This is a genomic window from Mucilaginibacter sp. Mucisp86, from assembly GCF_047324315.1.
Taxonomy (GTDB): domain Bacteria; phylum Bacteroidota; class Bacteroidia; order Sphingobacteriales; family Sphingobacteriaceae; genus Mucilaginibacter.
Map to the genome: position 1 here is coordinate 2,559,960 of NZ_CP168503.1, position 11,862 is coordinate 2,571,821.

Genomic DNA, 11,862 nt, shown 5'->3' on the forward strand with positions numbered 1-11,862 from the left:
AATGAGCGATGGGGTGACGCGGCAATCCCGTAGCCAATGCAGAGCAGCTTTGCATATCCGATAGAATAGCTACGAGATTGCCACGCTGCGCAATGACATGGTTTTATTTTAATAGCGTTTCTCCGCCTTCTAAACATCTACCGGGATGTTCAACGTGGCGTATACATCAGGGTCCTCTTCGAGAGACCCTGATGGGACGTGAATGACATGGTTTTTAATTACAATTTCATTTTTCCCCTTCCTTCTTCTTCACCTCCTTAGTCATCTTCAAAGTCAAAAATAATAGCAACCCTAATGAAACAATAATTGCAACCCAAATCAGCACTGTATAATCTTTCCCGGCCGGTTTGGCAGTTACGGCATAGTCTGTGCTTTTAATAACAGCTTCATGTTTTATAACCGGCGTATTCTCCCTGATGCTATCAGCAAAAAACTTAAGGTCATACTCAGGAGCTTGCGCCAGGGAATCTCCAACCAGGAACTGGTAGCTTTGCTTAGCCTCCAAATAGCTGATCAGGTATTCATCAGATTGATATGCTTTGATCTCTCCGATGCTCAGCGGCTGGTTATCGCCATTGCTTATCTCTATCAGCAAGTGATTGGTTTTAGCAGCTACCAGCAGATCGGGGGTTTTATCCGATGACAGCTCGGCTTCGCTCAGCAATTCTTTGCCGTTGTTCACAAACTGGTAAACCGCAACACCACGTTTATAATACCTCGGCGCACTAATGTTGAGGTGCAGTTTGTTTACCTGGTAATTATCATTCAGCTTTACATCAATGTAGGTGGTTTTATTACTGTCGGCACGGATAACATTAACAGGTGTAATGTCTGTATAGCCCTGGGCCGCTGATGCATACTCGGTATAAATGCCGGCTTGTAAAAACTTAACCGGGCTCTTATTTTTATCGTTTACCTGGATTTTTAAATAACGATAGTTACTTGCGGGGAAGGATAAGGATTGCAGGTAAGTGCCCTCACTGTTTTGTACTGCTTCCTGTAGCGGGATATCTTCCTGGATGGCAAACCACTGGCTCTGGTCATCGCTGCCCAGCAGGTTTACCTTGCGTTTTACAGCAGTATTTTGCAACCTGATCCAAAGGCGGTCGAGCACCAGTCCGGTTTTATTTTCGATAATGAAAACAGTACTGGTATCGGTTTTAGGGGTATTAGTTATCTCCGGGAAAACAACAAAGCTTTTCTGGCTTTTTTGCGGGAGACTGCCGGCCTGGATGTAAGGCACAAAATTACCTTTCGCATCTGCAATGCGGATATCCGACAGATTGGGCTTGGCTTTTGCCACCAAACCGGGCTGTAAGCCAATACGGTAAAAGCCGGTGCTGTCAATCTGTTGCAGCGCGGCTTTATATTTAAAGTTTTTTTGCGCCGATGCCGGTAATATTGCCCCGCAAAGCAGCAGTATAAAAAGTGTTAACCTATTCATTTTTCTTAGCTTCATCATCGGTAATGGATTTTTTTGCTGTTCGCTGGTACATGAATGCCACAATAAGAAGCAGTACCCCCAAACAAAAGAAAGCAGCTATTTTACCCCAAACCGGGATGTTTTTAATATCGAACAAAAATAGTTTTAATAAGGTAAGCGAGAACAAGGTTAAAGAGGCAACCCGCATCACCCGCAGCTTATACTTCATACCCAGCCACATCAGCGCAAATGAAAGCAGTCCCCACAATACAGGCAATCCTGTTTTTATATACACGGTTTCTATTTGATCGATAGGATTTGCTTTACTGTAGAATAACAGGTTGCTCATCAGGCTTACCTCAAAGCTTAAAAATAAAACAACACCGGCGCTCAATAACCAGGTGAACACTTTCTTCAGGCCTTCGTCCATGTTTTGCTGACACAGGCGGATCACCCTGTAAAATAGCAAGCCCGTAAATATCGCACCAATCCAATGTGCCATAAAATGACTGGTTGATGGTTTGCCGCCTTCGAGCATTAAATGCTGCAATGAATAGTATTGCGGTGTAAGTACCAGGTAAACAATTACGCAGATGAGCAGAATAGTAAGCTTCACGCCACCGGCAAAATTGATGACTTCTATTTTAGAGGATATCGTGTAATAGATAAATACAAATACCGGAGTGTAAACCATTACGTATAAAATGTTAAGCCCGGTATCGGGGTAATGGTTCAGGAATTGGTGGTTGATCTCCAGCAGGCCACTTAAAAACAAGAGTACAAGTGCTGCTACCCCAAAAAGCTGCTCGGTGAAAACTTCGGTATGCACTTGTTTAGTAACGTCTCTTTTAACCAATACCGAAAGTAAAAATGAACTGGTGGCAGCAAATACCGTAGTGATGAATCCTTTATTAGCTATTACAGTAAGGCTTTGGCTATAATTGCCATAGGTTTGATACAAGTCCATAATAAGGCTTAACAACATGGCTATCCATAAAAAAACGGACGTGTATTTCATGAGCTGGATACCCGAACGCAGGTACAACCAGTAGAGCAACACCGTTTCTGAAGCCCAGAAAATAGTAATGTTATTGCCATGCAACTGAATAGGTGCAGCCAGCGAAATAAAGGTTAACGTAATGCCTATCAGCAGGTACAGGATATTGGTATCCACCTTTCGGTTGCGGAACAGGATGAATGACAGCACCAAGTTCACTACAGCCAAACTCACACAAAACAAACCGCGGTACTGCTCATCGTGCATCATGGTTAACAGGTACAGGCCGGCAGCAAAATACAGCCCGGTATTGATAAGCAGGATGCTGAAATCGGACGCGATGAATTTTTTGTTCTCCCTTACGTTGTTCGCTATGTTGATAGCAAAGTAAAGCGCGTAAAAAATGCTGGCGTAAATGAAACCGAAATGATAGGTAGCCGGAGTAAGCGTATACAGCACCGTCGAAAAAACAATTACCGTAAATCCAAACGACACAATATTAAGCACGCGCCATGCCTTGTAATAAGCAATAATGAGCAGGCCGGTATTTAATATCAGCAGGTAAATAAACAGACCATTATAGTTGGCGCTGCCGTTGCTTACCATAAAGGGACTGGCAAAGCCGCCAACCAGGGCAATTACCGCCAGCTCCTGCTTATCATATAATAAGGAGAGCACTACGGCAAAAATGGTGATCACAATTAAAATGATGAATGCTGTTGTTTGGTTAAACAGGTGAAACTGCTGAAAAGCCAGCGTTATGGTAAAATAAAACACAGCCAGGCCACCACCTACCAATACCGAGCTAAACGCCTTATAACTGTTACGGAGCGCATGCGCAACACCAATTAAAATACCTCCGCAAACTATACCAATGCCTACGCGGCCTACCAATCCTATCCAATCGTTATCAATAGCGTATTTCACAAAGAAGCCAATAGCCAGTACCAGTATGGCTATACCTATTTTATTGATCAAGTTTTCGCCAATGAATTTTTCGAGATCCGGGTGGCGCTCAAAGAATGATAGTTTGGGTTCAACCGGCCTTGCCGGCTCAAAATCGCGTGTTTTTATAGGGCGATTGATAATTGACCGGCTATCTTCAATAACTTCGGGCTGCCTTTCAATTTTCGGAGGTGTAACAGGTTGTGGTTTTATTTCAGCCTCAACAGGTGGTTGCGGTTCTTCAACAGGTGGTTCAGCAATGACAGGTATAGCCGGCGTTACAGGTGGAATCGGGGTGATAACCGGTGTTGGGCTTTCGGTCTTTTTAATATCTTCGGTAGCAGGGGGCCGGGTTATTTTCAGTTGTTCAATAATACCTCTTAGTTCGAATATTCTAAATTCCAGTTCCTTGATCTTATTGTTTAAACTGCCCTTGTGGTTCAGCATCATAATAATGATAACCACTAATAAAAAGACGGCTAATACATCCATAGTTTTAGGTTTGTAAAAAATAAAGATAACGGAATTATAAGATAATCCACTATCGGGCCTGTTTTGGGTCGCTTTTAAACAGGAGGCGCCTATGGATCCCATACATATACGTCTTGCTTGCTATAAACATGCTACTCCTACGGAGTTATAGTCGTATGCTTTTTAAACTCCGTAGGAGTAGCATGTTTGTAGAAATTAAAATCAAAGAGAATTGGCTCCGTTAGGTGCCCCCTATTACAACAGCTTTTAAAACCGATATCCTTGCTCTTAACCATTAAGCATATTGCATATAAATTAGTGTTGCTTTAATTGTAATTTAGCTGTGAAGCCAATTACCTACAAACCGCACTATTCATGAAAGCATTTTTCAAGCACAGCCTTATTGCCGTTTTTCTTTTTATTTCAGCATCCGCTTATGCACAAACCATTAATCCGGGGCTCTTAAAATACCAATGGAAAGCCTTCTGGATCACAGCTCCTAATGAGTCGCTAAAAGACTACGGGGTTTATTATTTCAGGAAAAGTGTTGACCTGGCCGCAAAACCGGCTTCCTTTGTTGTTCATGTATCAGCCGATAACCGCTATAAACTTTATGTTAATCAAACGCTGGTTTCATTAGGTCCGGCACGTGGCGATACTTATTACTGGAATTACGAAACGGTTGATCTTGCACCATACCTTCAGGCAGGCAAAAACCTCATTGCAGCTGTGGTTTGGAATGATGGTGATTACCGGCCCGAAGCGCAGATCTCATTACAAACCGGTTTCATTATGCAGGGTGATACCCCTGCCGAAGAGATCATCAACACCAATAAAACCTGGAAATGCATCCGGGATAAATCATTTTTACCTATTACAGGTATCGGCTGGCATCCTTATTATGTTGCAGGTCCGGGCGAAAGGGTAGATCTGAATCAATCCATAAAAGATTGGAATACCGCCGGACTTGACGACGGTAGCTGGAAAAACGCCATCCGCATTGATAATGGAAACCCGAAAGGTGTAACCAATGCTTTTGGATGGATGCTGGTACCATCGTCAATCCCTGCCATGGAAATGACCAATCAAAGGATCCCGGTTTTACGAAAGGCCGATGGTGTAACAATCCCAACCTCGTTCCCTGCGAATAAAACTGCGATCTCTATTCCAGCCAATACATCGGCCACTTTACTGCTCGATCAAACGTATTTAACCAATGCATTTTTAACTCTGAATTTTAGCAAGGGTAAAAATGCAGGTATCGGCATCAGTTATACCGAATCATTATTTAAAACCTTGACCGGCCCCGAAGGCACGGTCAAAGGAAACCGGAATGATGTGGACGGGAAAATCTTTGTTGGCAGGCGTGATAGTATTGTTTCTGATGGTGCTACGGGTAATTCATTTACCACTTTAACCTGGCGCACTTTCAGGTATGTCGAGGTAAAAATAACCACCAAAGATGAACCATTGGTTATTGATGATATTTACGGAACGTTTACCGGCTATCCCTTTAAACTGAATGCCAAACTGGAAACGCCCAATCCCGAAATGCAGCAAATGCTGGATATAGGCTGGCGAACCGCCCGCCTTTGCGCCGGTGAAACCTATACCGATTGCCCGTATTACGAACAGTTGCAATATGTTGGAGATACCCGCATCCAGGCACTGGTATCCTTTTATAATAGTGGTGACGACCGCCTTGTGCGCAATGCCATCAACCAGATGGACCATTCGCGGTTAGCCGAGGGGATTACACTGAGCCGCCACCCTTCGTTCTCACCGCAAATCATTTCTACCTTTTCGTTATGGTATATAGGCATGCTGCACGATTACTGGATGTACCGGCCCGACAGCTCATTTATAAAAAATAAGCTGTCCGGCATGCGCGATGTGCTTAACTTTTTCAGCAAATACCAACAGGCTGATGGCTCATTGAAAGATACCCCTTACTGGACGTTTGTTGACTGGGTGAGCGATAAAGGCTGGGATTTTGGCCAGGCACCAAAAAGCGCCAAAGGCACATCGGCCATATTAGATATGCAGTTAATGTGGGCCTATCAGCAGGCTGCCGAAATGGAAGGAAAAATGGGGATGCCGGTATTTGCGGCAATGTATAAAGCCAAAGCGGCACAGTTAAAAACCGCCATCCAAAACAAATACTGGGATGCGGGCAAAAAGCTTTACGCCGATACCGAGGATAAGCAACTATTCTCCCAGCATACCAATTCTATAGCGGTACTTGCTGGTATGGTAAACAACGCAACAGCTCATGATATCAGCTTAAAGCTATTGAATGATAGTACGCTTACCAAATGCACCATCTACTTTAAATATTACCTGCATCAGGCTATGGTAAAAGGAGGATTGGGCGATGACTATTTAAACTGGCTCAATATATGGCGTGATAATATCAAAATGGGCTTAACCACCTGGGCCGAGATCTCCGACCTTGACCATAACCGTTCTGACTGTCATGCCTGGGGCGCAAGTCCTAATATTGAGTTTTACCGTACTGTTTTAGGAGTTGATAGTTATGCACCCGGCTTCAGCAAAATAAAAATTGAACCGCATTTGGGGCAGATCAAAAACATTAGCGGCGAAGTGCCGCATCCAAACGGAAAAATTTTCGCTAAATATCTGTTCAACAAGGGAAAATGGAACATCAGCATAACCTTACCAGGCAACACATCGGGCATTTTTGTATGGAAAGGGAAAACTTTTACGCTAAAAACAGGTAATAACAGTTTAATCATCTGAAAAAACTGACAGGGTTATTAACATTTTACCTTAATTACATTGTTTTTGCCACGCATAAGTAAAATACTTTTTAAAATTAAATTGGTAAATAAAAGCAACGCTAACTTTACCTTTGTTGCTCATAGAGGGATAAATTGATTTTATCGCATTATTTAACAATTTGATATTATTAAAATGTGATATTTATGCGCTGGGGACTAAGGGTTTCACCAAATTGCTAACCAGCTAAATAAATTACGCTAAATGAAAAAAACACCATCCCAGCTAAGGGTTCTCTCAATCGATATCGGTGGTTCACACATTAAAGCCACTATCCTGAATAAAAAAGGGGATTTAAAAATGGAGTACGATAAAATACCTACTCCTGCTCCTGCAAATCCCGAAAACGTTATAAAAGCTATCAACACCCTTGTTAAGGATTTTCCGGCATTTGATAAAATATCGGTTGGCTTTCCGGGTTATGTAAAAAACGGGGTTGTTAAAACCGCGCCAAACCTGGGTACCGATTTTTGGGCCGATGTTGACTTAAGCAAAAAACTTGAAAAAGCATTGGGCAAACCAGCACAGGTGGTAAACGATGCCGATATGCAGGGGCTTGGCGTAGTTGCCGGCAAAGGCCTTGAAATGGTAGTAACCCTGGGTACCGGTTTCGGTACCGCTTTGTTAATGGACGGTCATTTATTGCCGCATTTTGAATTATCCCATCTGCCCATAAAAGAGGGTATTGATTATGATGACTACATAGGAGACAGGGCTTTAGATAAAGAAGGCAAAGAGAAATGGAACAAGCGCATGAAGAAGGTTTTCAAAATACTGAAAACCGTATTTAACTATGATACTTTATATATTGGCGGCGGCAATTCAGACAAGCTTGACTTTAAGCTTGATAAAAACATGAAAATAGTTACCAATGCCGATGGTATAAAAGGAGGAGCAAGACTTTGGCGCGATGAAGAAGAAAGCAAAACCAAACGCAAACTTGCAACACCTACCGAGTAAACAGAAAACTAACACTAACTACAATACCTGATAACAAAATGGAAAACCAAAAAGACATAGAAAAATTGGCGATAGATACCGTACGGGTATTAGCCGCCGATGCCGTGCAAAAAGCAAATTCAGGCCACCCGGGTACAGCAATGGCGCTGGCACCAATGGGCCACGTTTTATGGACCAAGTTTTTGAACTATAACCCTAAAAACCCTGATTGGGCAAACCGCGATAGGTTTATCCTTTCGGCTGGTCACGCTTGTATTTTACAATATAACTTTTTGTATTTAATGGGCTATGATCTTTCATTAGATGATATTAAACAGTTCCGTCAGCTGAACAGCAAAACCGCCGGTCACCCGGAATATGGTTTGGCTCCCGGCATAGAGGTCACTACCGGTCCGCTGGGACAGGGTTTTGCCAATGCTGTGGGTTTCGCTATCGCGCAAAAACATTTGGCTGCACGCTACAACAAGCCAGGTTTTGAGCTGTTCAACTACAATATTTATACCATCTGCAGCGATGGCGATTTGATGGAAGGCGTAACTTCAGAAGCAGCTTCGCTGGCTGGTCACCTGCAATTAGGTAACCTCATCTATTTATATGATGATAACCACATCTCCATTGAAGGCAGCACCGATATCGCTTTCAATGAAGATGTAAGCGCCCGTTTCCGTGCATACGGCTGGCATGTTCAGGACCTTACCGATGTTAATGATACTCACGCGCTTGAACTGGCTTTGATCAACGCTAAGGCAGAAACTCAAAAACCATCATTTATCCGCGTTCGTTCGCTGATTGCTTATGGCAGCCCTAACAAATCAGGTACTGCAGGTTCACACGGTTCACCGCTTGGCGCCGACGAAATTAAACTGGTAAAACAATTTTTCGGCTTTGATCCTGATAAATCATTTAACGTACCTGACGAGGTGTTGGATTACTACCATACCAAAGGTGCCCGTGGTGCTGCAGTTGAAGAAAAATGGAACAAGTTATTTGCCGACTATAAAGCAAAGTTCCCCGAATTAGCTGCCGAATATGAAGCTGCCGCTAAAGGCGAACTTCCTGCCGGATGGAAAGAAAAATTGCCTGTATTTAAAGGCTCTGATCCTAAAATGGCAACCCGCCAGGCGTCAGGCAAAGTGTTGAACGCTATCGCCCCGGCATTGCCAAACCTGATTGGCGGTGCGGCCGATCTTGCCCCATCAACAGAAACCAACCTGAAAGAGTACGATTCATTTACATCAGAAAACCGTGCAGGCCGCAACTTCCACTTCGGTATCCGCGAGCATGCTATGGGTTCGGCATTGAATGGTATGGCTTTAACCAAAGGCTTGCTGCCTTTCGGTGCTACCTTCCTGATGTTCTCTGAATATATGCGCCCGCCAATCCGCCTGGCCGCCATCATGAAAATAAACCCGATTTTTGTTTATACACATGACAGTATCGGTTTAGGCGAGGATGGTACTACCCACCAGCCCGTTGAGCAACTGGCTTCTTTACGTTCGATACCAAACTTAACCGTGATCCGCCCGGCAGATGCTAACGAAAGTGCACATGCATGGCGTGTTGCTATCGAGAAAAAAGGCGGCCCAACCGTATTGATCTTCACCCGTCAGGGCTTACCTATCCTTGACCAGGATAAATACGGTAAAGCCGAAAACCTGGAGAAAGGTGCTTATATCCTTTCTGAAGGCAGCAAAGGACCAGATCTGATCCTTATCGCAACAGGCTCAGAAGTTGCGCTGATCATGCAAGCTCAGGAAAAATTAGAAGCAGAAGGTATTTCAACCCGCGTGGTAAGTATGCCATCATGGGAGCTGTTTGAAAAACAGGACGCGGCTTACAAAGAGTCGGTATTCCCTAAAGCAAGCAGAAAACGTTTGGCCGTTGAAATGGCATCGCCAATGGGCTGGCATAAATACACCACCGACGAAGGCGACATGCTGGGCATGACCACCTTTGGTGAATCAGCCCCTGCCGAAGACCTGTACAAACACTTCGGCTTTACTGTAGATAACGTAGTTAAAAAAGCAAAAGCTCTGTTATAGATTTGAGATATTAGATGTGAGATTTGAGATTGGGAAAAGCTTCGATGCTGATCCTCTATCTTAATCTCACGTCTCAAATCTCATATCTCACATCTAAATAAAAATGAACTGGAACAGCAACCTGATAATTAACCTGGAGTGGGCCGATAAGATCATCAACATCGAAGGCAAACAAAAGGTAGCTGCCGAAATTGCAGCAAAAGTGAAGGATGGCGATATTATAGGTGTTGGCTCAGGCTCAACATCATACCTGGCCCTGGTGGCTATTGCCCAAAGGGTAAAAGATGAAAAACTAAATGTAAAGGCTATCCCTACTTCGGTTGAGCTTTCTATGTTTTGCGCCAAGCTGGGTTTGCCTGTAACAACGCTTTATGAATATAAACCCGACTGGCTGTTTGACGGTGCCGATGAGGTTGACCCCGACAAAAGCCTGATCAAAGGGCGGGGAGGGGCCATGTTCAAAGAAAAGTTACTCATCAGCTCAAGCGCGGTTAGCTATATCATAGTTGATGAGTCGAAGATGGTTGATAAGTTAGGTTCCAAATTTCCGGTGCCTATTGAGGTTTTCCCGCAAGCACTGCCTTATGTGGAAAAAGAACTAAAAAGCCTGGGAGCTACCGAATTAACCATCCGTCCGGCAAAAGGTAAAGACGGCCCGATAATTTCAGAAAACGGCAACCTGGTACTGGATGCCAAGTTTGCTGAGATCGGTAAAAGTTTTGAGAAGGATATTAAATCGATAACAGGTGTAATTGAGAGCGGGCTTTTTATCGGCTTTGATGTGAACATTATCATGGCCTCGAATAATTAAGTCTTAAGTCAGGAGTCGCAAGTCCGAAGTCGGGAAAGAATAAGACTTTCGACTTAAGACTTAGAACTTCCGACTTAGCAATAGTATGTTAACAAACTATGATATAAATCTTACAATTACTGGCATTGTTATTAAGAACTTTACATAACAGACCGATTTGGTAGCAATTTTTACTACCTTCATCGCGCTTTTAACAAAATAATTAACAAACACAAAAACAAACCCTATTATGGCAACTAATAACGTAGCGCAGATACATGGTTTTGGTCAGAGTATCTGGCTTGATTTTATTGACCGTGAGATCATTTCATCAGGAAAACTTAAAGAATTAATTGACGTTGACGGCGTACGCGGCGTTACTTCAAACCCTGCAATTTTTGAAAAGGCTATCAGCAGCAGTTCTGATTATGATGCTGATATCGCTGCACTTAAATCTGAAAGCGACAACGAAAAGCTGTTTTTTGAAATAGCTGTTAAAGATATCCAGGCCGCTGCCGACCTGTTTAAAGGTGTTTACGAAGAATCAAACAAAGTTGATGGTTACGTAAGCCTTGAAGTTTCTCCGTTTTTGGCTTTAGATACCGAAGGTACTGCTAAACAAGCCGAAGAACTTTGGAAAAAAGTTGACCGCGAAAACGTAATGATCAAAATCCCTGGCACTAAACCAGGTTTGGCAGCTATTCAACAATCAATTGCAAAAGGTATCAACATTAACGTTACCCTGCTGTTTGGTTTAGAACGTTACGAAGAAGTAACCGAAGCTTACATCGCAGGTTTGGAAGAGCATTTAGCTGCAGGTCATAAAATTGCCCACATTTCATCAGTAGCCAGCTTCTTCCTGAGCCGTATTGATGTTGTTGTGGATCCGATTATCGAAGCAAAAGGCGAAAAAGAGCTGTATGGTGAGGTCGCAATCGCATCAGCTAAAAAAGCTTACGAAATTTACAAAAGGGTATTCAGTGGCGAAAGATGGCAAAAACTTGCCGACCAGGGCGCACAACCACAGCGTTTGCTATGGGCAAGTACCGGCAGCAAAAACCCTGCATTTAAAGATACCAAATATGTTGAGGCATTAATTGGCCCGGATACTGTTGATACCGTTCCGTTGGAAACTGTTGACGCTTTCCGTGATCACGGTATTGCTGCAAACACTTTAGAAACCGGTTTAGATAAAGCTACCGAGATCTTAGCTAAACTACCGTCTTTAGGTATTGACCTTGCTGCTGTAACCCAGCAATTAGAGGATGAAGGTATCGAGAAATTCAACAAGCCGTTTGAAAAGCTGTTGAACGCTATCGAAGCACAAAAAAACAAGTAATCAAGTTCGTAGTCTTAAGTCGAAAGTCGTGAGTTCGTAGTCGGAATATTTTTTTTGACTTCGAACTTAAGACTAAAGACTTCCGGCTAAAAAATA

General features: G+C 43.2%; 7 protein-coding genes. 5 read left to right on the forward strand and 2 right to left on the reverse strand.

Annotated features, from left to right (window positions below; genetic code table 11):
* Nucleotides 1–226: 226 nt before the first annotated feature.
* Nucleotides 227–1,462 (reverse strand): hypothetical protein, encoded by a 1,236-nt coding sequence (locus tag ACEN9X_RS10815; protein WP_413670382.1) that lies wholly within the window; start codon nt 1,460–1,462, stop codon nt 227–229.
* On the reverse strand, nt 1,437–3,857 hold the full coding sequence (locus tag ACEN9X_RS10820; protein WP_413670383.1) for a DUF2339 domain-containing protein: 2,421 nt from the start codon (nt 3,855–3,857) through the stop codon (nt 1,437–1,439). Before ACEN9X_RS10820 ends, ACEN9X_RS10815 begins: the two co-directional genes overlap by 26 nt.
* A gap of 354 nt (nt 3,858–4,211) precedes the next feature.
* Between ACEN9X_RS10820 and ACEN9X_RS10825 the strand changes: the two genes are divergently transcribed.
* The 5 genes from ACEN9X_RS10825 (at nt 4,212) to tal (ending at nt 11,766) form a co-directional block, all read left to right on the forward strand.
* Complete coding sequence (locus ACEN9X_RS10825) at nt 4,212–6,596, forward strand: alpha-L-rhamnosidase C-terminal domain-containing protein (RefSeq protein ID WP_413670384.1); 2,385 nt, start codon at nt 4,212–4,214, stop codon at nt 6,594–6,596.
* 243 nt (nt 6,597–6,839) lie between these two features.
* Nucleotides 6,840–7,595: an ROK family protein gene (locus tag ACEN9X_RS10830; RefSeq protein ID WP_413670385.1), complete on the forward strand. Its 756-nt coding sequence runs from the start codon at nt 6,840–6,842 to the stop codon at nt 7,593–7,595.
* A 38-nt stretch (nt 7,596–7,633) separates the two neighbouring features.
* Nucleotides 7,634–9,637 carry a transketolase gene (gene tkt, locus ACEN9X_RS10835; protein ID WP_413670386.1) on the forward strand — a complete coding sequence of 668 codons (2,004 nt, stop codon included), beginning with the start codon at nt 7,634–7,636 and terminating at the stop codon, nt 9,635–9,637.
* A gap of 103 nt (nt 9,638–9,740) precedes the next feature.
* A complete protein-coding gene (gene rpiA / locus ACEN9X_RS10840) occupies nt 9,741–10,448 on the forward strand; it encodes a ribose 5-phosphate isomerase A (protein ID WP_413670387.1) in 708 nt (235 codons plus the stop codon).
* Between the two features lie 229 nt (nt 10,449–10,677).
* On the forward strand, nt 10,678–11,766 hold the full coding sequence (gene tal / locus ACEN9X_RS10845) for a transaldolase (RefSeq protein WP_413670388.1): 1,089 nt from the start codon (nt 10,678–10,680) through the stop codon (nt 11,764–11,766).
* Nucleotides 11,767–11,862 lie beyond the last annotated feature (96 nt).

What these genes read in the sequence shown, in the direction of transcription:
- tal (WP_413670388.1), top strand. Translation starts at nt 10,678, where the DNA reads ATGGCAACTAATAACGTAGCGCAGATACATGGTTTTGGTCAGAGTATC.
- ACEN9X_RS10820 (WP_413670383.1), bottom strand. Translation starts at nt 3,857, where the DNA reads ATGGATGTATTAGCCGTCTTTTTATTAGTGGTTATCATTATTATGATG.
- tkt (WP_413670386.1), top strand. Translation starts at nt 7,634, where the DNA reads ATGGAAAACCAAAAAGACATAGAAAAATTGGCGATAGATACCGTACGG.
- ACEN9X_RS10830 (WP_413670385.1), top strand. Translation starts at nt 6,840, where the DNA reads ATGAAAAAAACACCATCCCAGCTAAGGGTTCTCTCAATCGATATCGGT.
- ACEN9X_RS10825 (WP_413670384.1), top strand. Translation starts at nt 4,212, where the DNA reads ATGAAAGCATTTTTCAAGCACAGCCTTATTGCCGTTTTTCTTTTTATT.
- ACEN9X_RS10815 (WP_413670382.1), bottom strand. Translation starts at nt 1,462, where the DNA reads ATGATGAAGCTAAGAAAAATGAATAGGTTAACACTTTTTATACTGCTG.
- rpiA (WP_413670387.1), top strand. Translation starts at nt 9,741, where the DNA reads ATGAACTGGAACAGCAACCTGATAATTAACCTGGAGTGGGCCGATAAG.